We start from the raw sequence: 23,542 nt of genomic DNA on the forward strand, positions 1-23,542 counted from the left end.
AATGCATGGTTAGCAGATATAAGGAAAGTGCCGACGCCAGTAAAGATTTTAAAAACAGATGGAAACAAAGTAACAGGACATCTTGACACACCAACATGGGTTGACTATAGCGGTATTTATGAAGGTCGTTCAATCATCTTTGATGCAAAGGAATCAACCTTAAAACGGTTCCCATTGAAAAATATCTCATTGCATCAATACCAACAATTGAAATCATGGCATAAGCATGGTGCGATTGCATTTTTACTAGTGGCTTTTTGGCTGGAAGGTAAAAACGAGCCGGAAATTTATATTCTCCGTTTTGAACAGCTAGAGGCAGCATATGAAAATCAAGATGCTGGAAGAGGTTCTAAATCAATATCACTTGATTTCTTTAGACATAATTGTAAACGCGCCAAATCAGGTAATGGCTTTGTAGTAGATTATTTAGCAGCACTTAATTTAAGTCAACGTTAAGGGGGGATTGTATGTCAATCGGACAAATAAGCATCTTTGATTGTGACATAAGTATTCAAAGCAATGATTATATATTTCAACAATTAAAAAATTTGCAAGATGGTCAAGCAATGCAAGTCCAAGACGTGCAGATTAAGCGTGATGGGAAATTTTTTATTGTCCAAAAAACAACGGAATTTGAAGAATTGTTCAGTGATATACATTATTGCTACAAATTTATAAATAGCAATCTATTAAATGACCAAGAAGCGGTCAGGAAGTGAAGGAGGTAGAGTATGTTAGAAGTCATCAAAAGGAAAATGGTGAAAACACGTAAAGAGCATGAATGCTTTGCTTGCTTGGAAGTAATCGAGAAAAGCACAGATGCCGTATATGTGACAGCAAAACAAGATGAGCAACATACACGATTTCACCTCCATATTGATTGCAATATAAAAATTAATGAAAATCAGTTGGTTGTTTATCGTGGCTGTGTTAAAGATATGCCAACTACGAAAACGTGTGAAAAAGTTTGTTGGACTTGCGGTCATTATGCTTTTGGTTGCTTTGTAACAGGAGAATACAACAATACAGTTAAAGTAGACCATACATGTGATAAGTGGTGTCCAGAAGGTACTCAAGGCACTGTTACAGACTTTGGTTACGATGATGGAAAAAATGAAGAGTGGTTAAAAGATGATATGTCTAATCTTTAGTAGGGAGAAGATGGGCAGGGGGAGGATGAAATTTGGAAATAGCGGAAGTTATCGAATTTATGGAGCACGTTGCACCAAATGCAGGGGATAGATTTAGTCCTAATATGGTGAAACGGAAATTTAGAAGTGGTTATGCAAATGCTGAAAATGCGATTAACGAATTGGTTGAATTAGGATATTTAGAAGTGATTGTGAAGGGAAGTATTTCATTCTATCTAAGAAAATAAGTGTTTGTTTCAGAACGTTTTGTACAGGGAGGTAGCATATTAATGAAAATCGAGGTTGATGGTCAATTTAAAAAGTTTTGGTTAGCTTATCCGCAACAATGGGTGCCGTTTTATGGACATGAAATAAAAATTGGAAAATACAACTTTTGTGCTGGTGGAACTAAGCAAGGAATTGTCGTTTCTGAAACTTCAACAGGAAGTCGAGTAATAACATTGCCGCACAACTTTCTCACTCATATTATGGGTGCTACTAGGGAAGGGACACTAGATTACTATGAAACTTTTGTTGCACCAATGCTAGTGAATGCTATTAAAAGAAATAACTTAGATAAGATGTTAGCAGAAATGAAAGAAAAAATCGCTACGTTTGGAATTGGCGAAATGCCACCAATCGAAATTGCAGATGACAGCATTATTAGAGAGCCTATTAGTGATGTTCTTAATTGAAAGATTTTATGCAGGAAGGGTGAAGGAAATGGAACAACGTGAAGTAGATTTTAATGTAAAAAGCTTTTTTCTAAAAGATGATTATATCAAAGCTGGTTCTCCAGTTATGTATTTCGAATTTAATAAGTCGGAATATTACGGGTTAATTGCAGTTCGTAAAGATTACAGTCCGGAAAATAATCCTTTGAAATTATCAGGTAAGGAAGCTTGGCAGAGAGCTATTCAAACGTATATTGAGACGGTATGCGGTGATGATGAAGAAGCAATTGAGGCAATCGAGAGCTATCCGAAAGAAATTTCTAAATCAGAGGCATTATTAAAATTCATGCTTGCTAGTGAAATGAGAAGTAAAACTGTTGGTGAAGTGATAGAGCAATTTGAGTTAATTGAAAATGGTCTTGTACTGATTGATGGTAGTTTAGTTTAGTTACCACATATTATGCGGGTTGTATCAGAAAGAAATTGCGAAATAAGGAGGTAATGCAATGGAGTTATTACAAGTTGGCGAAGTAGTTGAAGCTAATGAAGGTTTTTTCTTCTATGATGCTTATTTTCCAAAAGGTTATAAATTTGAGATTGAGCCACAACATGTCGGTCATGGTTTTGAAAAATGGGTAACTAAGGTTAAATGTGTGATGTGTAAGCAAGTATTGTATTCTAATGGATTTGAGTATTTTGAAGGTGAAGTTTGGTGTAAAAGTTGTTTTGAACAAGAGTCCGATACAGGGGATTTATTAGGTTAATAGAAAGATTTTGTGCAGATGAAAGGATGAATGAAATGACAGCTAATAAAACAGTACGTGTAACATTTGCAGACCGTGTAATGATGTTTGGTAATTCGTATAAACCGTGGGAAATGCAATATGACGAATATATTTGGATGTGTATGAGAAATGGCACGCCATTGCAACTAGTGAAAGTTGAAACGTCGCATTCTAAGTGGGTTTCTTGGGGTGGTTTGAAATGGTGTCCAGAAGATCGTTTCCAGCATCAATTAAATCGTGAAGGCTGCCAAGATGATGGGCCTGATAATCCGAAACCAAGGCAATATAGCAGAATGAATTTCTCGCAAGATGAACGGGCATTAAGAAGAGCCAGAGCGCTTTTACAAAGTGCTTCATGATTGATAAAAAATGTACAGCAGGGGGTGATGGTATGAAAAACCGAATCATTAAATTTAGCGGCGGAAATTCATCTTTTGCAGTAGCAGCATGGGTTAAAGAAAATTATCCAAATGACAATATTGTTCTCTATTTTAACGATGTGATGTGGGAGGACGCAGACCTATATCGCTTCAACTTAGACGTAAGCCGGCAATTACAATTACCGTTACTTGTACAAGGTAGGGGTATTAATCCTCCGCAATTAATGGTCCTAAAAGCATTTCTTGCTAACAATCGAGCTGGGTTTTGTTCACAGGAATTAAAAATTAAGGTGGCTCAACGTTTTTTGAAAAAAGGAATTGTCCCTGAACTTGAATATTGGGTGAATGGTGAGTATTTAAAGCAATCAATACACGTTGAACGTAATGACAAATTTTTCGCCAACACAACATTGTATTTCGGTATCGGTTGGGAAGAAATGCACCGTGAGAAATCTATATTTGAGAACTGGCAACCATTTGATGTAAAGTTCCCATTAATTATGGAAATTGACAATAGAAAGCAATATTTCGAACGCTATAACGTTAAAGAAGGTCGCCTATATAAAGAAGGGTTTGCTCATAACAATTGTGGAGGGAGATGTGTAAAAGCAGGGCAAGGGCATTTCCATAACCTATCTATTAAGCGCGAACAAGATTTTATACAACTCATGGAACAAGAAATAATTATCGGTTGGTACGCTCGTTATGTACGTCAACCGACATTCGAAAAAATCTATAGGCGTTATACATTCGATGAACTATTGGCTCATGTACGCAATCCAGAAGCTTTTCCGCTCGAAGTAGACCCGATGTTTAAAGATGTATACCAATTCGCTACAGACGGCACGAAAACAGCTAAATTACAGCATATTATCAACGCACATAGATTCACCAAAAATAATATATTCGGTCAACTTAAACAGTCTAAAAAAGATATTAAAGAACCGTTAAGTTTTATGAAGAATTTAACACTTGAAGAATATTGGCGCTCAATGAAAGCGCAGTTAAGTCTATTTGATTTTGATATGCAAGATATTGGCGGCTGCGGATGTTCGGTAGATTACGGAACTTGCAACATTAGTTAAATGCCAAGTATTTAGAGGATCGTATCAGAAAGAAAATGTTAATCAAGCAAAAGGAGATTATGTGAAAATGAGAAGATATTTTATTTGGTTTAGAAGTGAAGATAGTGTGATAGTAAACATCAAGGATGATGTGAATAGACCTAATAATGAAGATTGCGAGACGGTGTTACAAAATTGGGTTGCTGAGAATTACGGTGACAAAGAATACGAGTATTTCGAAATTGATAGCATTCCAGTAATAGAGCTTTAATGAACACTTTGAGTATTTTCTTCAGCAAAGTAGGTGATTATTATACCTAAGTTTAGATTTCATAGAGGTTCGTTGGAAGAAAGTTTAAATACAGAAGTTGATGTAAATAGTATCAAATTGCTTCATGAAGTGATTTGCAATCAACTTCAAGATTACTCAATTTCTGAATCAGCACTAGTTATCGAATTTTATGGATATGACCATAGGATTAGGAAAGAGCTGTATTCTGTAAAAATTTATGGAATAGGGATAGTAGGATTTTTAGATTCAGAACTTATTGTTTAATCAATATGAAGATTATTCGATAATGTTATTCAATGGAGGATGATTTTTATGAGTTTAGACATTTGGCTTACAGCAACAATAGAAACAGAAGTTGTTGACAGAAATATTACTCACAATTTAAATCGTATGTGGGATGAAGCAGGTGTTTATGAAGCCCTTTACAATTCAAGTGGTAAAAAAGCACATGAAGTGTTACCTGTTTTAAAACAGGGGTTGAAAAAAATGATACGACAACCATCTCATTTCAAACAATTTGATTCCCCTAATGGATGGGGGAAATATGAAAACGCTCTACCTTGGTTAGCTGAATTAATTGAGTGTTTTGAGAAGTACCCCAATGGTGTAATAGGTGTTAGTAAATAAAAATTGAACATTTTGAGTAGGATGGTGAGCAAAATCATGAGTAAAGTGTCTGTAAAAATCGGTAAAGAAATAGTTGAAGGTGAATTAATAGGTGTTTTTCAGTATTCACAGCCTATTGGAGAATCTCCAATGATTGGTGGCCATACAGGCGGCGTTGTTGCTTATCCAGTAGCTGTTGTAAAAATTGAGAACGAATTAAAAGAGGTTCCAATAAATAGAGTGATCTGAGGATTTTATAAAAATAGCTGTAGTGCATAACACACTACAGCTCAGAATTGGCTACCCTTTACGGTTTGTCCTAAAGCCTTATATCACAGATTAACAATATTACTTTAAGAAAGCTTCAAGACCTGGAATCATTTTATCAAATGAAGCAGTAAATTTATCATTCATTGATTGGTTAGTGAAACCTAAAGAATCAGCCTCGTTTAAATTATCTCGAAGTAACACAAGGGAATGATGTAAAATACGCAATTCGTCAGTTGTAAATGAAACTGAATTATTTTCAAACTTCTCTTTAAAAGACATTGCTGATCTTGTGTAAAGGGAAGCGGTATTATTATCATCAATTAATTTGTAGCCAAATTTTAAAAACTCATTGATAGCAGTTTGGATAACATCTTTATCATCTGGAGTAAGTGCTCTTAAGAAACTAGACATACTATCACCTCCTGTTGGAGATATTCTAACCAAATAAAAAGATTAAAATTCAGAAAGGAGGTACAGCATATGAAATGGTTACAGGATTACCAAAGATTAGAGGATGAAATCACATACCTTGAACATAATTTAATGCGCTCTAAAAATGAATTGAAGCGGTGGGTACATGGAGATTTAATAAAAATTAAATTAACTTCTGAAAGTCATGGTGCTCAATTAGAAGAAATTATCGAAGCTACAGAACGTGAGTTAGCACATAAAATGAATGATTTGGAAAATATGAAAGAGCTGATTAATACATTTAGAGGATTAGACAATCTGATATTGTACAAACATCATGTGGAGGGTAAAACGCTTATATCCATTGCGGATGAGTTAGGGAAAAGTCCGAATTACATCTACAACAAACATGCTCAAATTATGAAAATGGTAAATTACGCAAAAAGAGTGAATCATACTCATGAAATAATTTCCTAACTTAATATAATGTTAAGTTGTAATTAAATTATAGAACCTATTGAATAATCAAAATATGATAGTAGTATCAAAAAGCGCACGGAAATGCGTACACAAAATAGCCTTACGGAAATAAACATGTTTGCTTGTACGTGTATGTCAGAAACAAGCAAAGTTAAACCTTCTTTAGATCAGAAGTTCGTCCTCTGTGGATGGGCTTCTTTTTATGATATGATTTTTAAAAAAAGGAGGGATTTAACTTGTATAATAAAATGATAATTAAAACGAAAAATGGTGAAGTGAAAACTTTTAATGGTTATTTTAGTGCAGATGTTGTAGGTGAAAATTTAGCAATATATAACGTGCAATCTTCTGAAATTATGATGTGGGCAAGAACTCAAATAAGGCAAGTAAGGCCAAGTGAAATTGATTATATTGAATTTATAAAAGAAGATTCTTCAGCTATCTTTTATAATAGATATTCATATGTAACAGGAGTTAAGGATGATTTAATCGAACTAACATAATAACAATTCAAGGTCACATCTAACAAGGTGTGGCTTTTTATTATACTTTAGGTTACAACTAAGGTGAGGTGATGATAAATGCAAAAAATTGAATGGCGTAAATTTTATGGCTATGATCATATTCAACCGATAGCTATTGAAAAATACATTTTAGATGATGGCACAATGAAAGAAACTCGACAAATGACGTATGAGTGTTGGTATGATAACAATGAAACAAAAGAAGTTGTAGGAATGTATCCGACATTTGAAATAGATGATGTAGTCACTAGCATAAGAGATGGAAACAAATTGTATTGTATCAATCGATACGAAAGAGAATTCACTGAAATACTAGTAGAGTTGTTAGATAGTGATATGAAACGTACTGGCAAAACAACATATATGGAACCAAGTGAATTACTTCATGTTGTAAAAGATGTAGAGTGGATTTAATAAGTCATATCCGATTGGGTATGGCTTTTTATTATGCCTTGAAGACTGTATATCCTATCAACCATCCAATAATCGTAGGCGTTAATCGTGGGGTTATGAATAGGGTGTGCAGTCTTGAAGATATAAAGTCGAAAGCTAAACAGACTATAAAAGCTAATGAGCAAATCATTATTAATTGTGGAGGGCTGAACAATGAAGATTGGTTATAGATGCATGAATAATCCATCTCATTCATTTAAATCAAGAAGCAAACACATGGATGGTGTGCGATGTCCTATTTGCCAATGTCCAGTGTTACCAACAGGTTTTGAGGAAGACGAGTACAATGAACTTCCTGAATACACAGACTTGAAGAAACAATCCAAAGATACTATAAGAGAAATTGAATTAAAACGTCTCGAAAGTATTAAGCAATCAGGAAGATTTACAATGACTAATAAAGATGGTCCAGGTGAATTAGTAAGTTGTTTACTTAAAGAAGATTTTGATTGGTTGGTGGAGCAACTTGAAAGACGAATGAAGAATGGTTTGCTTGCTAATCAATTCTGATTATAACTTAGGGAGGAATGGACAATGGCAAATGTAACTGTCTGTGATGAATGCCAAAACGAAATAACAATGAACTTACAAGAGTACGAGCATCCAGCACATAAATTTAAAAATTATGTTGTTGAAACATATTTCAAATGTCCATATTGCCAAAAGAAATACATTGCTTATGTTACAGACAAACAAGCAAGGAAAATGCAAAAGGAAATAAGACAGTACCATCAAAAAATCATCAAACGTGATTACTCAGGACTAACGAAAGAAGAGTACAAAGCAAAGGTTGATGAGCAGTACGCAGTGATGGATGCCATGAAACAAAAGCTAAAGGTTAGGTTGGATGAGCTTAAAGCACATGTGTTGGAGTTATACAGTAAGGAATCTCATGCAGAGGAGGAATAAACAATGGCAGGAGCAAAAAACATTTTAGCATCAATGGGAATTGACTTAGATACTAAACGATTTGAATTAAAGTTACGAGCAATCGAAAAACATGTAGGAGCATTGGCTGATGAGTTGGATAGGATTGGTAATATTAAAGAATGTCCTAAGTGCAGTAAGCTAATGATTACTTGCGAATTGTATTTGGATAAAGAATTGAAAAGTATAAATAGAGAATGCGAATGTGGTTATGTAATGGGTTGTGACTTTGGAAATGAACTACCAACTCATTTAGAAGGGAGTAAGTAATGATGAAGTTAGCTGTGGAATTATTACGTAAGGAAAAAAATAATACATTAAGAGAGTTGGAAAGAACAAATGGACATATTGAAGAATTGAATAGTAGGATTTCAAATTCAATTAAAGAAAAGCAGCAGCTTGAAATGGTAATAACAGAAATTGAAGCGGTCCTCACTAAGCTTGAAGGCGATGAATAGCATGGAACCAATCTATGCAAAGTGTAACAAGTCATGTGGTCACAGGTTCTTTGTCGAACACTTCAAGGTAGACAAACTTCATGACACTATTCAGAAGACATACTTCACCTGTCCTAGTTGTGACTGTGAGTATGTCTATTTTTATACAGATGAGCCGATACGCAAGCTACAGGCAAAGATGCGAGAGCTTCACCGCAAGATGAAGTGGGTTGATCGTGATAAGTTAGAACAGTTAAAGAATGAAGAGATACAACTTAGGGGCTTCATTGCACACTGTATGGCTAGTATTAAGGAAGAGGTAGAGCAGCATGAACAGTAAACCTTTACGTCCATGTAACAAGCCAGGATGTCCTAACTTAACTCGTGAAGGATATTGTGAACAACATAAGACAACTAAAGCAGATAACAACCGTTACTATGATAAGTTTCAAAGAAATAAGAAACACGATCGTTTTTATCATTCTGCTTCTTGGATTAAATGTCGTGACTATATCAAGATACGCGACAACGGATTGTGTCAACATTGCCTAAATGAAAAACGAATTATAGTTGGAGTTTTAGTTGACCACATTATTCCGTTGTCTATCAATTGGGACAAAAGATTAGAAGAGACTAATTTACAATTGCTTTGTAGTGGTTGTCACAATAAAAAGACGGCTGATGATTTACAGAAATATGGAAAAACTTAAGATAGCCCCCTCCATAAAAATTACAAAAGCTAAGTAGCTCTACACCCGATGCGCTTTTTCTGCGCAAAAAAACCCGTTTTTGAAATTTTTTTCAGAGGACCAGATTTATTGAAAGTGAGGTGATAGTATGACAGGTCGAAATAAGCAACCATTACAGGTGATTCTAGGGAATGGGCGCTCTAAACATTTAACAAAAGAAGAAATAAAAAAGCGAGAAAAACACGAAGAAAAGATGCGTGGTCCTACTGAAAATATTGAAATTCCAAAATATTTGACAGCTACTCAAAAAAAGGAATTTGCGGAGATTGCTGAAAAACTTGTAGCACTTGAAATCTTTAGTGAGCTTGATGTGGATTCTTTAGCGCGGTATTTAGATTCTAAATATCAATATTTACAGTTGGTGAAGGAAATGCGAAAAATGAAACCAACTATAACAACTGAACAGGAAAATGGCAAAAAAGTTACGATTGCTAACGAGGATTATCCTAAATTAGCACGTGTGAAGACTACTTTATTTAACGAATGTCGTATGGCTGCTGCTGATCTAGGTCTTACTATCACGTCACGCTTGAAACTAGTCATTCCAACTCCATCAAGTGGAGAGGGTAAAAGCGAAGCGCAAAAACGTTTCGGCGATAGGCTGTGAATTGGATATTAGAACGGGTTTTTAATTATTGCGAAAACGTCCTAAACGGAAAAATAAAAGCGTGTGTAAAGCATAAATGGGCAATACAACGTTTTTTAAAAGACTATGAGGATTGTCAGAATGAGGACAGTCCTTTTTATTTTGATGAAGAAATAGCTGAAGATTTTTATTGGTGGGCGTATGAATTCGAACATGTTGAAGGTATCTTAGCAGGTCAAAGAGTAGAGCTAACAGATTTTCAATTGTTTATTTCTACAAATATATTTTGTTTCAAGAAGAAGAGAAACTGTGCTAGAAAATTTCGTAAAGTTTATATTCAACTTGCTCGTAAAAATGCGAAGTCACAATTTCTTGCTATTGTAGGTTCTTATGTAGCTTTCTTAGGCGAAGAAAAACAACGTATATACATAGCTGGATGGCAAAAGGATCAATCAGACGAAGTATATACAGCTGTAAAAGAAGGTATATCATCAAGTGAATTGTTAGAAGGCAAATGGAAAGAAGCCTATGGGAAAATGGAGATATTTAAAAATAATTCCGTAATTGTACCATTATCACGTGAGACGCGAAAGACAGGAGATGGTAAAAACCCATCTGTTGGAATAGTCGATGAATATCACATCCATGAAACTTCTGAAATTTATGATGTACTTGATTCCGGTATGGTTGCACGTAAAGAGCCACTAATGATTGTTATTACAACAGCAGGTTTTGAACTAAGTAAACCATGCTTCAAAGAATACGAATATGTGAGTCGAATATTAGATCCAGATGATGATGTAGACAATGAAGACTACTTTGCAATAATTTGTGAACTAGACGAAGGAGATGACATCAAAGATGAATCGAACTGGATAAAAGCTAATCCGATTGTTGCCACATATGAGGAAGGTCTTGAAGCAATTCGTTCTGCATTACGTGCAGCATTAGACGTGCCAGAAAAAATGCGAAGTTTCCTTACAAAAACAATGAATATGTGGGTAGACATGAAGGTTGGTGGGTATATCCCAGCACCTAAGTGGAGAGCCAGTGAAGTAAAAAAAGAGATCGATTTATCAGGACGTGATGTATATGTTGGTGTCGATTTATCAAAACGTATCGATTTAACATCAGTAGGCTTTGTTTTTCCAATGGACTATGGCTATCATGTCGAACAACATTCGTTCATGCCAGAAGAAGCGTTAGCAGAGCGTAGGGCAAAAGACAAAGTACCATATGACTTATGGATAAAAGAAGGATGGCTAGAAACAACACCAGGTGCAGTAGTAGACTATGAGCATATTGAAAAATGGATTGAAAACACAGCTAAAATAAACAAATGGAACATAAAAATAATTTGCTATGACCCATGGAATGCTTCACAATTTGCCCAAAATATGACAAAGAAGGGCTTTGTAACGGCAGAAATATCGCAAACATTCAAGGTTCTTTCTGAAGCAACAAAAGAATTCAGGGAAGGAATATACAAAAAAACGATAACTCATTCTAAAGATAAAACACTTTCTTGGGCAGTCGGAAATGTTGTGCTCGATATGGACACAAATGAAAATATAAAAATTTCAAAAAAGAAATCGCGGGAGCGAGTAGACCCGATAGCAGCAATTGTTACGGCATTTGTACAAGCGCGTTTTGCAATTGTAAAAACAGGTGGAGGAAACATAGGATTTGTTTCAATTAATGATTTATAGAAATATTTAAGGTGGTGAGATATTGAAATTATGGAAACGTACTAAAAGAGCAGTATACATGGCTTATGCAGGTTGGAAGGGTGCCACGTGGGATTTTTCAAACTGGTTTGGACGAACCTTTTGGGGTATCGACAACAGTCAACTAGCGACTAATGAGTCAATTTTTAGTATTATCAGCCGTTTAGCCAATACATTATCTGCTTTACCAATTAAGTTACACCAAAATTATAATATCGTTTCAAATCAAGCTTCTGATGTATTGATAAACGAGCCTAATCCAAATATTAGTTGTTTTGATCTAATTAATGCTTTAGAAGTAAGTCGTAATGAAGAAGGAAATGGGTATGCGATTATTTTACGTGATATTCGAATGCAACCATATGAGATATATCCCTTGGAACCTTCTTGTGTTACAGAATTTATAAATAAAGACGATGGACTACTTTGGTACAAAGTACAAGGTGAAAGAGGGAATATGTATGTAAGCAACCTTGAAATGATTCATGTTAAACATATCAGAGGACCATCAAGATTACGAGGATTATCTCCACTAAAGGTTTTGGCAAACACTATTAGATATGATAAAGCTGTTCAAGAATTTGCACTTTCTGAAATGGAAAAGAAAGAATCGTTTATTTTAGGGTATGACGCAAATGTTGATGACGAAAAACGAGAAAAAATTATTAGTGATTTTAGGCGATTTTATTCTGAAAATGGTGGAATTTTGTTTAAAGAACCAGGTGTTGAAATAAAAGCAATAGAAAAGAAATATTTTTCTTCAGATACGTTGGCATCAGAGCGGATTACACGTTCAAGAGTAGCCAACGTTTTTAATGCACCTGTTTCATTTTTAAATGATGGAGATGGTGGCACATTAGGGTCAAACGAGCAACAGATGATTCAATTTGTAAATATGAATCTATTACCAACAGTTCGCCAATATGAACATGAATTTAACCGGAAATTATTAACTAAAGATGATCGTATTCAAGGGAAATATTTCAAATTTAATTTAGGTGGTCTTCTTAGAGGAGATACTGCAACACGTGGTGAGTTTTATCAAAAGGGTATAAGGAGTGGTTGGTTTAAACCTAATGAGGTACGAGGATATGAAGATTTACCACCAGACGAATCTCCATATGCTAATGAACTATGGATTTCGGGTGATATGTATCCATTAGGTATGGACCCAAAATTGCGTAAGTCCTCTACTACAACTGAGGAAGGAGGTGGGAAAAGTGACTAAAAAGCAGAAACAACAAAATAAATTTTTCAATATGAAGGCGTCTGCTGATGGAAAATCGGCTGACGTCTTTATTTATGGGGAAATTACAAAGTGGGCTTGGGAAGAGTATGGAGAAGTATCATCTGTAACTTTTAAAAATGAGCTTGATAAATTAGGAGATGTTGAAACAATTCATCTTTACATTAACAGTGACGGTGGCAGTGTGTTTGAAGGTGTAACTATCTACAATATGTTAAAGCGTCACCAAGCTCGAATTATTGTTCATATTGATGCTTTGGCGGCATCTATTGCATCAGTAATAGCAATGGCTGGAGATGAAATTCGAATGCCATCAAACTCTATGCTAATGGTGCATAATGCTTGGACTTATGCAGTCGGTAATGCTGAAAAATTGCGTAAAGCTGCTGATGATTTAGATCGTATTAATCAGTCAGCAATGATTGCTTACCGAGATAAAGCGGGTGACAAGTTAGATGACGCTACACTAAAGCAACTTTTAGATGAAGAAACTTGGCTTTCTGCTGAAAAAGCTTTTGAATATGGCTTGTGCGACTTTGTAGAAGAAGCAAATGAAATGGTTGCAAGTGTAAGTGAGGAAGCCAAGAAGCGGTACAGTAATATTCCACAGCAATTATTGAAACAACCAACATCACCGCAAATATCAGCTGAAGAAAAAGCTTTACGAGAAAAAATTCTTGCAGATTCAAAGGCGAATCTAGCTTTTTTAAACACAATTTTATAAAAATAGGAGGTTTTCTGCTTATGAAAACACAGACAAAGAAATTTTTAAAATCATTAGAGCAAAAAAACATGATGAAAATGCTATTACCATTAGATATTCAATTTTTTGCAGACAAGAACATTTATGAATTAAAGCAAGCGTTGGCTATGATTGGACAGCAGTTGAAAAAGGTTGAAGGAGAACTTTCTGCAAAAGCCATTGATCCGTCTGCAACAATGGAAGAAATTCAAGCACATCAAAAATCAAAAGAAGATTTACAAGCACGTTTTAATGTAATTAAACAACAACATGATGAATTAGATGCAGAACAACAAGCACATTTTGCTCAACAAGCAGCTATGAAACAAGCAACAATTAGTAATATTGATGATCCACAGCAAAAAGTTATTGCTGCTAAAGCTTCTTTAATTCGTTCAACAATGCGCGGCAAGATAATTGATACAGATGTTCGTGCAGCGCTTGGTGATGATTCAGCTTCTGGTGGAGGTAAATTCCTACCAAAAACAGTTTCGCAGGACGTTATTTTAGCTCCATTAGCCAAAAATCCTTTACGTGGTCATTCTGCTGTAACACAAATTCCAAATCTAGAATTACCACGTCTAGCTTTCACTTTAGATGACGATGATTTCATTGCTGATATGGCTACAGCAAAAGAACTAAAAGCCAAAGGCGAAACAGTTGAGTTTACACGTAACAAATTCAAAGTATTTGCAGGTGTTTCAGAAACGGTAATCAACGGTTCTGATGCAAATCTAGTTGGACATGTTGAAAATGCTCTTAAATCAGGTGTTGCAGCGAAAGAAAAGAAAGTATCATTCACTACAACACCAAAAAGTGGCGAGGAACATATGAGCTTCTATTCCACAGAAAACGGCATTATAAAAGTGATAGGTACAAATACTTATAAAGCTATCAAAAATGCTATTGCTGACTTACATGAGGATTACCGAGAGAATGCGAAAATCATTATGTCTTACAAAGATTATAGCGATATTATTGAAGATTTAGCGAATGGTAATGCAACTCTTTACACTGCACAACCAGAGCAAGTGTTAGGGAAACCAGTTATTTTTGTAGACGCAGCTACAAAGCCAATCGTAGGTGATTTATCATACTCTCACTTCAACTATGATATTGGCGAGACTTTCGAGCGCGACAAAGATATTAAAACAGGTATTGAGCAATTTGTTGTTACAGCATACTTTGACCACCGCATCAAATTAGCTTCTGCATTCCGTATTGCAGATGTAACTCCTACTCCTTAATTAAAAGAAGAGGAGTTTTAATTTATTGAAAGAAGGTGAACCGAATGAGTCAGTATGAAGTAATTAATCGTTTTAAAGAAGAAATCCATGATGATCATATTTATGAGATAGATGATCCATATCCTGCGGAAGGAAAGAAGCTAGTTAAGGCTCGCGCTGAGTTTTTAACAAAAGTTCATGATGAATATGGCATAGCTTTTCTAAAAAAAACTGTTGAGGAACCTAAAAAAGGTACCACAAAGCAAACAGCAAAAGAGCCATCAACAGATGAAAAGAGTGATGGGTAATGGAGAAACTGCTTGATGAACTAAAAGAATATTTACGGATAGATGGGAATGATGAAGATCGTTCCCTTTCTACTTTTTTGCAAACAGCAATTTCATATCTGGAGAATGCAGGAGTAAAACAGCCTAGTGATTTTTATTTAACTGTGAATGACAAAGAAGTATTTGCACAACATCGTTTAGCTATTATGATGCTCACTACACACTTTTATGAGAATCGTATAGCTATTACACCATCTACTATCAAAACAGCCCAACAGCCTATTCCATATGGCTTACAATCAATGATTTTGCAATTAAAGTGGGTGAATCCTGATGAACTATCGCAATAACAATAATGTAGGTCGTATGAATAAGCGCCCTACTTTTTTAAATCCACCAGGTACTATATCTAATGGATGGCCATCGGAAGATTGGACTAAACATGTAACAGTATGGGCGGAATTGAAGACTGCGAAAGGATATAAATTATTTAGTTCGGACGCTACAAAATGGCAAGGGAAATGTGTGATTGGTATTCGTTATAGAAACGATATTCATGAAAAAATGCGTGTTCAGATAGCTGGCAAAACATATGAAATGGAATCACCGCCTGTAAATGACAATGGTGATAATCAGTGGCTTACAATCTTTTTAAGAGAGGTGTTGTAAGATGCGTTTTGAAATACAAGGTATGGAAGCACTAGTACAAAATATATTGAATTTGCCATTAGAAGATGCAGAAGAAAATGAGGCTCTTAATGCAGGAGCAAAAGTAGTCAAAGAGGCTATTGTGGAAGAAGTGCCTGTTGGAGAGCGCAAATCAAAAAAGAAAAAGAACACAAAATTAAAAAATAACATTAAAATAAAACGTGCAAAAGATGGAGAGGTAAAAGTACACACAGGCAAAGCCTATCATGGTCATATTATGGAAGGTGGGCGAAGCGCTGGAAGTAAGTACGTTATGAAAAATGGTAAACAACAGAAAGTTACATGGGGACCGATTGCACCAAATCCATTCTTTACACGAGGATTTGAAAAAAGTAAATCGGATGCAATTGATGCCGTGGCTGATGTAATAAAGAAGGTAAAAAATTTATGATTAATATTGCAGAACATGTTACTAAAACACTCAAACCTACTAATTTAAAGGTCTACTTTAATTCAGTACCTACAGGTTATGACATTCAGGATCAATATATAACGTTTCTTGAAATCAATGCTAAACCAGCACTGGAAGCATCTGACCAAGAGTTTGAGACTGAGCGACTTATACAAGTGAATGTTTGGTCAAAAATAGATTACTATCAGCTTGTGGAAGACATCAAACAATTGATGGAATCAGCTGGATATGAACGAATAATTGAATATGATGCACCAAAGCAAGAAGGCGATTCTCACTGTAACAAAGTATTGAGATTCGTCTTTTTTGATGAATATTAAATTTAGGAGGTCATACAGATGGCACCAACTACAGTAAATGAAAAACCACAAAAAATTAGTTTGAAGCGGATTCATTATGCATTAATGACAGATGAGCAAGCGGAGAAATGGGGAGATGTTAAAACGCTAACAATGCCAATATCTTTAACACTTACACCAAACTTTTCAGAAGCACATTTAGACGCAGGAGATCGTGTAGTAGACCAAGAAGCGCAATTGGATTCCATTACAATTGCTGGTGAAACAGCTGATTTACCAACAGATGTGTTAGTAGATTGGTATGGACACAAGATGTCAGCAGATGGGGGTATTATCACTAACTCAAATGATACACCAAAGGCTATAGCAATTGGCTTTGAATCAGGTTCAAAACTTGTTTGGTTTTTCAAAGCAAAACTAAAACCAGGTGAAGAATCAAATACTACACGAAAAAAAGGGGAAACAAATTATAAAGTATATCCATTTAGTGGTGAAGCTTTGCCATTAGTTGATGGGAACATCAAGCATACAGTAGATACACGTGATGCTGGTGTGACAGTAACAGCGGAAACATTCTTTGCGGCTGTTACAAAACCAACTGAATCAACAGTACCAACACCTTAAACAGAAGTCCTTTTGAGGGCTTCTTTTCTTTTGACTATAAAATAAGTAATTAACGAAAAGGATGGATTCATTATGCAAATAGTTTTACGAATCGATGGAGAAGATAAAACATTTTCAAACAACTTTGTGAAGGCGCGTGTTTTCAGAAATGCATTGAAAATGAATGAAAAAATGCGTAAAGAAGGTCAGAACATTTCAGTTGAGACATTCGATGAAATGGTTGGTTTTGTTGTAAATGTTTTTGATGGTCAATTTACAATTGATGATTTTTACGATGGTATACAAGCAGGAGAGTTGCAATCGGAAATTATGCGTGTATTTAACGATGTTTTAAATATTGGTGGACTTGAAACCAAACAAGTAACGACTGAAGAGGGAAAGTTAGAAGATTAACAGCATATCAAAGTATTAAGAAATTTTACAAAGAATTATTAAACAATGGCTACAAACTACATGAAATAGATGAAATGGATATTCATTTCTGGTTTGAGCTTGCGAATGAAGATGAAGAAATAGAAGAAGTCACAGCCAACGACATTCATTGGCTGTGATTTTTATTTTGCTCAAAAAGGCGGTGAGAAAGCATGGCGAGCATTGGAAGTTTGGAAGTTAGTCTTAGTCTAAATGCATCTAATTTTAACGGCACTATTGCTCAAGTTGACCGTAACTTAAAAGCCATGGGAAGCGAACTGCAAGTGTTAAAAAGTAAAGGTGCAGATTATGAGAAATCTATTGAAGGAATAGCTAGGAAGAAAGATATTTTAAGGCGATCCACAGAAGCGGCAGCTTTAAAATTGCAAGAACAGCGTAAAAAATATGATGAATTAGTAGCTTCAGGAGAAGCAACAGAAGCACAAATTGAGAGACAAGCAACAGCAGTCAACCGTGCTCAAGCACAATATAACAATTTAAACCGTCAACTACAAGACGTTACAGAACAACTTCGTGTGCAATCTTCCCAATGGACACAGACAGGTCAAAGAATGCAAGAAGTGGGAAATAAGCTTACAGCAGTAGGCAATGGCATGAAAACCATTGGTCAAAATATGTCTATGTATGTGACGGCACCCCTTGCAGCAATGGGTGCTGGCATCGTTAAGATTGGGATGGACTTTGACAGTCAAATGTCTAAAGTATCGGCAGTCAGCGGAGCTACAGGAGCAGACTTTGATGCACTTAGAGAAAAATCACAAGAATTAGGTGCAACTACTAAATTTACTGCTACCCAAGTGGCAGAGGGTATGGAGTATCTTGCATTGGCTGGTTTTAAAACCAATCAGATTTTGGGTGCCACAGAAGGGATGCTTAATTTAGCAGCAGCAGCTGGTATGGATCTTGGTAATGCGGCTGATATAACTTCAGATGTTATGAGCGCTTTTGGAATGTCAGCGAATCAAGCTGGACATGCAGCAGATGTTTTTGCTTATGCGCAAGCTAATGCAAATACCAATGTAGAGCAAATGGGTGAAGCAATGAAGTATGCAGCACCAATGGCGAATCAAATGGGGTGGAGTTTAGAAGAAACGACAGCGGCTATGATGAAATTGGCTGACAATGGGCTAAAAGGATCTATTGCTGGTCAAGCGTTTGCTTCGTCTTTAGGACGGTTGGCTAAACCCACGAAACAAATGCGCAAAACAATGAAAGAGTTAAACATTGAGTTTTTTGATGCAGAAGGCAATATGAAATCATTGCCTGATATTGTTGGGCACTTAGAAGATAGATTTGATGGACTGACGATGAAACAAAAATCAGCTGCTATTACTACATTATTTGGAGCAGAAGCCTATAAACATTGGGCGATTCTGTTGGAATCAGGTAGTGATATATTAAACAAACATACAAAGTCTTTAGAAAATGCAGATGGAACGGCTAAAAGAATGGCTGACACGATGGTGGACAATTTAGCTGGTTCAATAATGATGCTTAAATCTGCACTAGAGGGTTTAGCTATCCAATTCAGTGACTTAATAAAGGATGATATAAGAGCACTAGCAGATTGGCTAACAAAGCTTACAGGTAAATTTGCGGAACTGAGTGATAGCACAAAGAAAGTGATTTTAATTACAGGAGCAATTGCTGCAGCTATTGGACCAATAATTGTTGTTGCTGGAATACTCATATCTAGTATAGGCACTATCGCATCTGCATTTGGAGGAATGGCATTAGCAATAGGTGAGGCTGGAGGAATAATGGCACTGATTACAAGCAAACTTGGATTTTTAAGTACTGCTTTTAGTGCCTTAACAGGACCAATTGGTTTGACCATAGCAGCTATAGGAGCGATTGGAACAGGAATTGTAGTGGCTTATAAAAAGGTAGATTGGTTCCGAGAAGGCGTTCAGAATATTTGGGGTCAGATAAAAACTTTAACGAGCGAAGCATTTAGTACAGTGAGTCAATTTATTAAAGAATACGTTAATGATGCCGTTTCTTTTGCTTCTGGGATTATCGCTAAATTTAGAGCATTCTGGGATGAAAACGGCAGAATAATAGTTGGGATTGTTCAATTATATTTTGGTCAAATAAAAGCCAATATTGAAGCGGTAATGAAATTTTTAAAAGGAATTTTTCAAATTACTTGGTCTGTTTTATCGAATATTGTAAAAATTTCGTTTGAAACTATAAAGTTAACAATAGGGAATGGTTTAGATTTAGTGTTGGGGATTGTCCAATCAATCCTAAAAGTCTTGCAAGGCGATTGGAAAGGTGCTTGGGAAACACTGCGAAAAACAGCTGAAAATATTCTAAGCAACTTTATGACCTTCTTTAAAAATATTGATCTAATACAAATTGGCAAAGATGTTATTCAAGGTTTTATTGATGGTTTTGGAAGCATGGTAGAGGGCGTCAAAACAAGTGTTACGTACTTGTATGACCAAATAAATGAGATATTTGGAGAAAAATTAGAAGCGATACGAACATCCTTAGTCGATTGGTTTACGTCCATGCCAGAAACAATTACAACCAAACTATCTGAATGGGGAACGGCTATTAGTGACTGGTTTACAAGTCTGCCGGCAACTATAACAGCTAAATTAGAAGAATGGTGGAATGCTATTTCAGATTGGTTCAGTAGTGTTCCTGAGAGAATATTCATTAAGTTAGCTGAGTGGGGAACGGCTATTCAGGAATGGTCTGTACAACAAAATGAAGAAAATAAACGACAATTCGGTGAATGGTGGAACGCTATTTCTGAATGGTTTACAAGTATTCCTGGGAAAATCACTTCTAGTTTGGTTGAATGGGCCACAGCAATATTTGATTGGTTTCAGTCTATCCCTAGTGAAATTACATCAAAACTTGCTGAGTGGTGGGAAACCTTCTCTACTTGGTTCTCTGAAACAGCGAGTAGTATCAGCGCTAAGCTAAGTGAATGGGGTCAATCAATCAGTAGTTGGTTTAGCAGTATGCCATCAAATATCGGAAAATGGTTATCTGATTGGTGGTCAAAAATGGTTACTTGGTTTAGTGAAATACCAGGTAAAATAACAGCTAAATTAGAAGAATGGTGGGTAGCCATTAAAAACTGGTTCAGTAGTGTACCTAATAAAGCAGAAATCAAGAACATGGGTAAAAACATGATTGATAAAGTTGCTGAAGGTAACAAAGAAAAGAAACCAGAACTATTAGACAAGTTAGGTAAAATTATTATCGATGTTGCATCTGGTGCACTAGCCATTGCTGGAATAGCTTTGTTAGCAGCTGGACGAGAATTGATTAAGCGCCTTATTGATGGTATACAGTCTGCCAAATCTACGCTCGAAACAAAGGTCAGAGAAATTAATGATACGATTATTAAAAAAATTAAAGAAATAAACTTACTACAAGTTGGTAAAGACATCGTTTTAGGACTAATTAAAGGTATGGGCTCAATGTTAACCGATGTTGGGAACAAGGCAAAAGAACTTGGTCAAAAAGTAATTTCATCAATGTCTACCGTGCTTCAGCGACGTTCTCCATCTCGTGTCACAATAGCAATTGGTAAAGACGTAGTAAGAGGGTTTGTTATTGGTTTATCTGATGTATCAGAAATACAGAAAGCATCTGAAGATTTAGCATTAGCAGCAATTCCAGATTTTACAGAGCGTCTAGAAATTACAAAAGGGGCTATACAAAAAGCCCAACAAATTGTAAGTAGTTCTACAAAAGCTAATGCGGCTGAAGTTAAAGCTCTGGAAAAAGAAGCGGAAGAAAAACGTTTAGATGTGATAAAAAAGACATCAGATAAAATCACATCCATAAAAAAAGCTGCTTCTAAAAAGAGGAAATCAAATACCTCAGACCAACTTGCTCAAATCAAAAAATTAGAAGAACAATCTGTCAAAGATCGTGAAAAAATTACAAAACAGTATGCTGACAAAATAGCCAAAGTTGAATCTAAATCAGCTGATGAAAAATTCAAGGCATTGAAAGAATATGTGGAGGCTCAAAAAGCATCAGGCGAAATGACAGCAAAGCAAGAAGCGGAGTTTTGGCGTTACAGTGCAACTGCATTCAAAGATGGCACAAAGGAAAAAACAAATGCACTAAAAGCCTTCAATAAAGCTCATTCTGATATGTTAAAATCTCAATTTGATAATGAGAAAAAGTATGTGGATCAACGTAAAAAATTCGATACGTTATCATTATCTGAGGAATTAGAAATCTATGAAAAATATTTGAAGGAGTATAAAGAAGGCTCAGAAGAACGTATCTATTACGAAGAAAAAGTCTATGAAACAAAGAAAGCCATCAGTGAAAAAATTAAATCCATTAACAATGATTATTTAAAGCAAACACAAGACATTAATAAGAGGTTAATAGATGACGAGCAAAAAATAAAAGATGTCTATAACAGTAGGTTAGAAAGTGAAACCAATCGAATTAAAGGCTATTTTGGCTTGTTTGATGAAATTAAGTCATTTGATCCAGTTGATTCTACAAGTTTAACTAAAAATCTAAGCGATCAAGTAAATGCGTTGTCTCAGTGGAGAATAGAATTATCTAAACTTGAGATAAGAGGATTTTCAGCAGCGATTATTGATGAATTAGAAGCAATGGGTCCAAGTGCTATTGCACAACTAGAGGCATTTAATCGTATGACGGATGCCGAGCTTACGCAATATCAAAAGATATACGAAACGAAAATGACCATTGCACGAGAATCAGCGATTAAAGAATTAGAGCCATTGGATAAAGATACAAAAGAACAAATTAAAAAGCTTCGTCAAACTGCTAATGAAGAATTAGAAACTTTAAATAAGGAATGGCAAAGTGAAATAAATAAAGTTTTACTTGGTACAGATGAATCTTTGGGGTCAATGAAGGACATTGGTAAAAGTGCAGTCCAAAACTTAATTGATGGCATGAAAGGAATGCAGGGTTCTTTACAAAAAACAGCAGATGGTATAGCTGAGACAGTGTCAAAAACCATTAAAAATGCATTGAATTTTAGCGGTGTAAACGATATGGCTAATAATGCTGGTCAAGCAACTGAAAAAGCGATTAGTAACACGAGCTCCAATTCATCTTCAAATTCTATATTCCCTAATGTGAAAAAAATTGATAAGACGGATAGAACAAATCAAGGTTTAATGGTTATTCAAAACGTCTTAGACGGTCGTGTATTAGGTGAAGCAGTAGTCGATGTAGTGAGTGGTAAGCAATATAGTATTGCAAGTATTGATGCTTTAACGAGAGGGATGAGTCTATGAGAATGATTTTAAAAGATAGCCGTGAAATCTTAATGAGCATGTATAGTTTAAAATTATTAAAATACTACATTCCTTCAGTTTCAATAGAGCATCAATCTTCAATTGTGGAAGACCGAGACGGAGCTATTTTTACTAAAACACGTTTTAGTGGAAGAATCATTACCGCAAAATTTATGTACAAGGCATTTGACTATAATGATTTTAAACTATTTGTGGCAGATATTAATGCTTTATTTGCTCGCAAGGAATATTTTTACATTATTTTTGGTGCTGAACCAGGTAAGCGCTGGAAGGTAAGGCTAGCTGAAAGTTATTCTCCAAACGAATTGTTACGGAAGGTTGGAGAGCTAGAAATTAAATTTATATGTGAGAACATCTTTGCTGAATCTGTCCCAACAACAATGGACCTGAAAGAATGGGATATTGATAAATGGCAATGGGGGATGGGAATTTACTGGGATGAGGATTTGGCATACTCATTTAGTAGCAACAACTTTACTGTGAAGAATTATGGTAATGTCCACATTGATCCACGACAACATGACTTAGAAATAATTTTAAGAGGTTCTTTTAGTTATGTAATGATAACTAATCATACAACAGGTGAAACCTATCAATATAACGGACCATTGAATGAAAATGACACATTAATTTTAAGGGGCGTTCAAACCTTTAAAAACCATGTATCTGATTTTAAAAATACAAATAAAAAGCTGTTATCAATAGCAGCTGGCAATAATAATTTCTCTATCTCAGGCGGTACTGTCCATAGTATCGCTTTTAATTTTAGATTTTTATATTTATAAG

Annotated in this window: 37 protein-coding genes; 36 read left to right on the plus strand and 1 reads right to left on the minus strand. The window is 35.4% G+C overall.

What is annotated here, in order from left to right; translation table 11 throughout:
• The 13 genes from AC1RNS_RS24265 to AC1RNS_RS24325 all read left to right on the plus strand — a co-directional run.
• The coding region (locus AC1RNS_RS24265; protein WP_492996403.1) for a Holliday junction resolvase RecU at window positions 1-456 on the plus strand (456 nt) is incomplete at its 5' end.
• 11 nt (window positions 457-467) lie between these two features.
• Window positions 468-719, plus strand: coding sequence for a hypothetical protein (locus tag AC1RNS_RS24270; RefSeq protein WP_492996404.1), 252 nt, complete (start codon window positions 468-470; stop codon window positions 717-719).
• A gap of 12 nt (window positions 720-731) precedes the next feature.
• A complete protein-coding gene (locus AC1RNS_RS24275; protein WP_492996405.1) occupies window positions 732-1,151 on the plus strand; it encodes a hypothetical protein in 420 nt (139 codons plus the stop codon).
• 32 nt (window positions 1,152-1,183) lie between these two features.
• Window positions 1,184-1,378 carry a hypothetical protein gene (locus tag AC1RNS_RS24280; protein ID WP_492996406.1) on the plus strand — a complete coding sequence of 65 codons (195 nt, stop codon included), beginning with the start codon at window positions 1,184-1,186 and terminating at the stop codon, window positions 1,376-1,378.
• A gap of 42 nt (window positions 1,379-1,420) precedes the next feature.
• Window positions 1,421-1,825 (plus strand): hypothetical protein, encoded by a 405-nt coding sequence (locus AC1RNS_RS24285; protein WP_492996407.1) that lies wholly within the window; start codon window positions 1,421-1,423, stop codon window positions 1,823-1,825.
• Between the two features lie 28 nt (window positions 1,826-1,853).
• On the plus strand, window positions 1,854-2,252 hold the full coding sequence (locus tag AC1RNS_RS24290; protein WP_492996408.1) for a YosH family protein: 399 nt from the start codon (window positions 1,854-1,856) through the stop codon (window positions 2,250-2,252).
• A 58-nt stretch (window positions 2,253-2,310) separates the two neighbouring features.
• Window positions 2,311-2,568 (plus strand): hypothetical protein, encoded by a 258-nt coding sequence (locus tag AC1RNS_RS24295; RefSeq protein WP_427541552.1) that lies wholly within the window; start codon window positions 2,311-2,313, stop codon window positions 2,566-2,568.
• Window positions 2,569-2,603: 35 nt separating this feature from the next.
• Window positions 2,604-2,948 carry a spore protein H gene (locus AC1RNS_RS24300; protein ID WP_492996409.1) on the plus strand — a complete coding sequence of 115 codons (345 nt, stop codon included), beginning with the start codon at window positions 2,604-2,606 and terminating at the stop codon, window positions 2,946-2,948.
• A gap of 32 nt (window positions 2,949-2,980) precedes the next feature.
• Window positions 2,981-4,054 (plus strand): phosphoadenosine phosphosulfate reductase family protein, encoded by a 1,074-nt coding sequence (locus AC1RNS_RS24305; RefSeq protein ID WP_492996410.1) that lies wholly within the window; start codon window positions 2,981-2,983, stop codon window positions 4,052-4,054.
• A 106-nt stretch (window positions 4,055-4,160) separates the two neighbouring features.
• The gene (locus AC1RNS_RS24310; protein WP_492996411.1) at window positions 4,161-4,304 is read left to right on the plus strand and encodes a hypothetical protein; all 144 of its coding nucleotides are present in this window, start codon (window positions 4,161-4,163) and stop codon (window positions 4,302-4,304) included.
• 72 nt (window positions 4,305-4,376) lie between these two features.
• On the plus strand, window positions 4,377-4,589 hold the full coding sequence (locus AC1RNS_RS24315) for a hypothetical protein (protein ID WP_492996412.1): 213 nt from the start codon (window positions 4,377-4,379) through the stop codon (window positions 4,587-4,589).
• 48 nt (window positions 4,590-4,637) lie between these two features.
• Window positions 4,638-4,952: a hypothetical protein gene (locus AC1RNS_RS24320; protein WP_492996413.1), complete on the plus strand. Its 315-nt coding sequence runs from the start codon at window positions 4,638-4,640 to the stop codon at window positions 4,950-4,952.
• A 36-nt stretch (window positions 4,953-4,988) separates the two neighbouring features.
• Window positions 4,989-5,180 carry a hypothetical protein gene (locus tag AC1RNS_RS24325; protein ID WP_492996414.1) on the plus strand — a complete coding sequence of 64 codons (192 nt, stop codon included), beginning with the start codon at window positions 4,989-4,991 and terminating at the stop codon, window positions 5,178-5,180.
• Window positions 5,181-5,279: 99 nt separating this feature from the next.
• On the opposite strand, the gene AC1RNS_RS24330 is transcribed toward AC1RNS_RS24325, so the two are convergent.
• A complete protein-coding gene (locus AC1RNS_RS24330) occupies window positions 5,280-5,612 on the minus strand; it encodes a hypothetical protein (RefSeq protein ID WP_492996415.1) in 333 nt (110 codons plus the stop codon).
• 69 nt (window positions 5,613-5,681) lie between these two features.
• Here AC1RNS_RS24330 and AC1RNS_RS24335 point away from each other — a divergent pair, with 69 nt between their 5' ends.
• The 23 genes from AC1RNS_RS24335 (at window position 5,682) to AC1RNS_RS24445 (ending at window position 23,541) form a co-directional block, all read left to right on the plus strand.
• On the plus strand, window positions 5,682-6,089 hold the full coding sequence (locus tag AC1RNS_RS24335; RefSeq protein ID WP_492996416.1) for a hypothetical protein: 408 nt from the start codon (window positions 5,682-5,684) through the stop codon (window positions 6,087-6,089).
• Window positions 6,090-6,328: 239 nt separating this feature from the next.
• Complete coding sequence (locus AC1RNS_RS24340) at window positions 6,329-6,595, plus strand: hypothetical protein (protein WP_492996417.1); 267 nt, start codon at window positions 6,329-6,331, stop codon at window positions 6,593-6,595.
• A 78-nt stretch (window positions 6,596-6,673) separates the two neighbouring features.
• Window positions 6,674-7,030 carry a hypothetical protein gene (locus tag AC1RNS_RS24345; RefSeq protein WP_492996418.1) on the plus strand — a complete coding sequence of 119 codons (357 nt, stop codon included), beginning with the start codon at window positions 6,674-6,676 and terminating at the stop codon, window positions 7,028-7,030.
• Window positions 7,031-7,222: 192 nt separating this feature from the next.
• Window positions 7,223-7,579, plus strand: coding sequence for a hypothetical protein (locus tag AC1RNS_RS24350; RefSeq protein WP_492996419.1), 357 nt, complete (start codon window positions 7,223-7,225; stop codon window positions 7,577-7,579).
• Between the two features lie 24 nt (window positions 7,580-7,603).
• A complete protein-coding gene (locus AC1RNS_RS24355) occupies window positions 7,604-7,978 on the plus strand; it encodes a hypothetical protein (protein ID WP_492996420.1) in 375 nt (124 codons plus the stop codon).
• Window positions 7,979-7,981: 3 nt separating this feature from the next.
• A complete protein-coding gene (locus tag AC1RNS_RS24360) occupies window positions 7,982-8,266 on the plus strand; it encodes a hypothetical protein (protein ID WP_492996421.1) in 285 nt (94 codons plus the stop codon).
• Entirely contained in the window at window positions 8,266-8,454 is a 189-nt protein-coding gene (locus AC1RNS_RS24365) for a hypothetical protein (RefSeq protein WP_492996422.1), read from the plus strand. Before AC1RNS_RS24360 ends, AC1RNS_RS24365 begins: the two co-directional genes overlap by 1 nt.
• Window position 8,455: 1 nt before the next feature.
• A complete protein-coding gene (locus tag AC1RNS_RS24370) occupies window positions 8,456-8,773 on the plus strand; it encodes a hypothetical protein (RefSeq protein ID WP_492996423.1) in 318 nt (105 codons plus the stop codon).
• A complete protein-coding gene (locus AC1RNS_RS24375) occupies window positions 8,763-9,143 on the plus strand; it encodes an HNH endonuclease (RefSeq protein ID WP_492996424.1) in 381 nt (126 codons plus the stop codon). Before AC1RNS_RS24370 ends, AC1RNS_RS24375 begins: the two co-directional genes overlap by 11 nt.
• A gap of 127 nt (window positions 9,144-9,270) precedes the next feature.
• A complete protein-coding gene (locus AC1RNS_RS24380) occupies window positions 9,271-9,789 on the plus strand; it encodes a phage terminase small subunit P27 family (RefSeq protein WP_492996425.1) in 519 nt (172 codons plus the stop codon).
• Window positions 9,786-11,477 carry a terminase large subunit gene (locus tag AC1RNS_RS24385; RefSeq protein WP_492996426.1) on the plus strand — a complete coding sequence of 564 codons (1,692 nt, stop codon included), beginning with the start codon at window positions 9,786-9,788 and terminating at the stop codon, window positions 11,475-11,477. The genes AC1RNS_RS24380 and AC1RNS_RS24385 overlap by 4 nt, the downstream gene beginning before the upstream one ends.
• A 22-nt stretch (window positions 11,478-11,499) precedes the next feature.
• On the plus strand, window positions 11,500-12,723 hold the full coding sequence (locus AC1RNS_RS24390) for a phage portal protein (RefSeq protein ID WP_492996427.1): 1,224 nt from the start codon (window positions 11,500-11,502) through the stop codon (window positions 12,721-12,723).
• 31 nt (window positions 12,724-12,754) lie between these two features.
• On the plus strand, window positions 12,755-13,465 hold the full coding sequence (locus AC1RNS_RS24395; RefSeq protein ID WP_492996459.1) for a head maturation protease, ClpP-related: 711 nt from the start codon (window positions 12,755-12,757) through the stop codon (window positions 13,463-13,465).
• Window positions 13,466-13,533: 68 nt separating this feature from the next.
• A complete protein-coding gene (locus AC1RNS_RS24400) occupies window positions 13,534-14,730 on the plus strand; it encodes a phage major capsid protein (protein ID WP_492996460.1) in 1,197 nt (398 codons plus the stop codon).
• A 44-nt stretch (window positions 14,731-14,774) separates the two neighbouring features.
• Window positions 14,775-15,017 (plus strand): hypothetical protein, encoded by a 243-nt coding sequence (locus tag AC1RNS_RS24405; RefSeq protein WP_492996428.1) that lies wholly within the window; start codon window positions 14,775-14,777, stop codon window positions 15,015-15,017.
• A complete protein-coding gene (locus AC1RNS_RS24410; protein ID WP_492996429.1) occupies window positions 15,017-15,346 on the plus strand; it encodes a head-tail connector protein in 330 nt (109 codons plus the stop codon). Before AC1RNS_RS24405 ends, AC1RNS_RS24410 begins: the two co-directional genes overlap by 1 nt.
• Window positions 15,330-15,665 (plus strand): phage head closure protein, encoded by a 336-nt coding sequence (locus tag AC1RNS_RS24415; RefSeq protein ID WP_492996430.1) that lies wholly within the window; start codon window positions 15,330-15,332, stop codon window positions 15,663-15,665. The genes AC1RNS_RS24410 and AC1RNS_RS24415 overlap by 17 nt, the downstream gene beginning before the upstream one ends.
• A gap of 1 nt (window position 15,666) precedes the next feature.
• Window positions 15,667-16,095, plus strand: a complete 429-nt coding sequence (locus AC1RNS_RS24420; protein ID WP_492996431.1) for an HK97-gp10 family putative phage morphogenesis protein — start codon at window positions 15,667-15,669, stop codon at window positions 16,093-16,095.
• Window positions 16,092-16,436, plus strand: coding sequence for a hypothetical protein (locus AC1RNS_RS24425; RefSeq protein WP_492996432.1), 345 nt, complete (start codon window positions 16,092-16,094; stop codon window positions 16,434-16,436). The genes AC1RNS_RS24420 and AC1RNS_RS24425 overlap by 4 nt, the downstream gene beginning before the upstream one ends.
• 18 nt (window positions 16,437-16,454) lie before the next feature.
• The gene (locus tag AC1RNS_RS24430) at window positions 16,455-17,039 is read left to right on the plus strand and encodes a major tail protein (RefSeq protein ID WP_492996433.1); all 585 of its coding nucleotides are present in this window, start codon (window positions 16,455-16,457) and stop codon (window positions 17,037-17,039) included.
• A 72-nt stretch (window positions 17,040-17,111) separates the two neighbouring features.
• The gene (gene gpG / locus AC1RNS_RS24435) at window positions 17,112-17,432 is read left to right on the plus strand and encodes a phage tail assembly chaperone G (RefSeq protein WP_492996434.1); all 321 of its coding nucleotides are present in this window, start codon (window positions 17,112-17,114) and stop codon (window positions 17,430-17,432) included.
• Between the two features lie 191 nt (window positions 17,433-17,623).
• Window positions 17,624-22,735 (plus strand): phage tail tape measure protein, encoded by a 5,112-nt coding sequence (locus AC1RNS_RS24440; protein WP_492996435.1) that lies wholly within the window; start codon window positions 17,624-17,626, stop codon window positions 22,733-22,735.
• Window positions 22,732-23,541 (plus strand): distal tail protein Dit, encoded by an 810-nt coding sequence (locus AC1RNS_RS24445; RefSeq protein WP_492996436.1) that lies wholly within the window; start codon window positions 22,732-22,734, stop codon window positions 23,539-23,541. The genes AC1RNS_RS24440 and AC1RNS_RS24445 overlap by 4 nt, the downstream gene beginning before the upstream one ends.
• Window position 23,542 lies beyond the last annotated feature (1 nt).

The sequence above is a fragment of the Lysinibacillus sp. GW821-FHT14F06 genome (assembly GCF_058803665.1).

Coding starts and splice junctions, on each gene's coding strand:
- AC1RNS_RS24445 (WP_492996436.1), top strand. CDS start 22,732: ATGAGAATGATTTTAAAAGATAGCCGTGAAATCTTAATGAGCATGTAT.
- AC1RNS_RS24410 (WP_492996429.1), top strand. CDS start 15,017: ATGGAGAAACTGCTTGATGAACTAAAAGAATATTTACGGATAGATGGG.
- AC1RNS_RS24380 (WP_492996425.1), top strand. CDS start 9,271: ATGACAGGTCGAAATAAGCAACCATTACAGGTGATTCTAGGGAATGGG.
- gpG (WP_492996434.1), top strand. CDS start 17,112: ATGCAAATAGTTTTACGAATCGATGGAGAAGATAAAACATTTTCAAAC.
- AC1RNS_RS24305 (WP_492996410.1), top strand. CDS start 2,981: ATGAAAAACCGAATCATTAAATTTAGCGGCGGAAATTCATCTTTTGCA.
- AC1RNS_RS24415 (WP_492996430.1), top strand. CDS start 15,330: ATGAACTATCGCAATAACAATAATGTAGGTCGTATGAATAAGCGCCCT.
- AC1RNS_RS24405 (WP_492996428.1), top strand. CDS start 14,775: ATGAGTCAGTATGAAGTAATTAATCGTTTTAAAGAAGAAATCCATGAT.
- AC1RNS_RS24365 (WP_492996422.1), top strand. CDS start 8,266: ATGATGAAGTTAGCTGTGGAATTATTACGTAAGGAAAAAAATAATACA.
- AC1RNS_RS24370 (WP_492996423.1), top strand. CDS start 8,456: ATGGAACCAATCTATGCAAAGTGTAACAAGTCATGTGGTCACAGGTTC.
- AC1RNS_RS24330 (WP_492996415.1), bottom strand. CDS start 5,612: ATGTCTAGTTTCTTAAGAGCACTTACTCCAGATGATAAAGATGTTATC.
- AC1RNS_RS24355 (WP_492996420.1), top strand. CDS start 7,604: ATGGCAAATGTAACTGTCTGTGATGAATGCCAAAACGAAATAACAATG.
- AC1RNS_RS24350 (WP_492996419.1), top strand. CDS start 7,223: ATGAAGATTGGTTATAGATGCATGAATAATCCATCTCATTCATTTAAA.
- AC1RNS_RS24360 (WP_492996421.1), top strand. CDS start 7,982: ATGGCAGGAGCAAAAAACATTTTAGCATCAATGGGAATTGACTTAGAT.
- AC1RNS_RS24320 (WP_492996413.1), top strand. CDS start 4,638: ATGAGTTTAGACATTTGGCTTACAGCAACAATAGAAACAGAAGTTGTT.
- AC1RNS_RS24300 (WP_492996409.1), top strand. CDS start 2,604: ATGACAGCTAATAAAACAGTACGTGTAACATTTGCAGACCGTGTAATG.
- AC1RNS_RS24290 (WP_492996408.1), top strand. CDS start 1,854: ATGGAACAACGTGAAGTAGATTTTAATGTAAAAAGCTTTTTTCTAAAA.
- AC1RNS_RS24345 (WP_492996418.1), top strand. CDS start 6,674: ATGCAAAAAATTGAATGGCGTAAATTTTATGGCTATGATCATATTCAA.
- AC1RNS_RS24395 (WP_492996459.1), top strand. CDS start 12,755: ATGAAGGCGTCTGCTGATGGAAAATCGGCTGACGTCTTTATTTATGGG.
- AC1RNS_RS24285 (WP_492996407.1), top strand. CDS start 1,421: ATGAAAATCGAGGTTGATGGTCAATTTAAAAAGTTTTGGTTAGCTTAT.
- AC1RNS_RS24430 (WP_492996433.1), top strand. CDS start 16,455: ATGGCACCAACTACAGTAAATGAAAAACCACAAAAAATTAGTTTGAAG.
- AC1RNS_RS24270 (WP_492996404.1), top strand. CDS start 468: ATGTCAATCGGACAAATAAGCATCTTTGATTGTGACATAAGTATTCAA.
- AC1RNS_RS24325 (WP_492996414.1), top strand. CDS start 4,989: ATGAGTAAAGTGTCTGTAAAAATCGGTAAAGAAATAGTTGAAGGTGAA.
- AC1RNS_RS24375 (WP_492996424.1), top strand. CDS start 8,763: ATGAACAGTAAACCTTTACGTCCATGTAACAAGCCAGGATGTCCTAAC.
- AC1RNS_RS24400 (WP_492996460.1), top strand. CDS start 13,534: ATGATGAAAATGCTATTACCATTAGATATTCAATTTTTTGCAGACAAG.
- AC1RNS_RS24440 (WP_492996435.1), top strand. CDS start 17,624: ATGGCGAGCATTGGAAGTTTGGAAGTTAGTCTTAGTCTAAATGCATCT.
- AC1RNS_RS24275 (WP_492996405.1), top strand. CDS start 732: ATGTTAGAAGTCATCAAAAGGAAAATGGTGAAAACACGTAAAGAGCAT.
- AC1RNS_RS24425 (WP_492996432.1), top strand. CDS start 16,092: ATGATTAATATTGCAGAACATGTTACTAAAACACTCAAACCTACTAAT.
- AC1RNS_RS24295 (WP_427541552.1), top strand. CDS start 2,311: ATGGAGTTATTACAAGTTGGCGAAGTAGTTGAAGCTAATGAAGGTTTT.
- AC1RNS_RS24335 (WP_492996416.1), top strand. CDS start 5,682: ATGAAATGGTTACAGGATTACCAAAGATTAGAGGATGAAATCACATAC.
- AC1RNS_RS24420 (WP_492996431.1), top strand. CDS start 15,667: ATGCGTTTTGAAATACAAGGTATGGAAGCACTAGTACAAAATATATTG.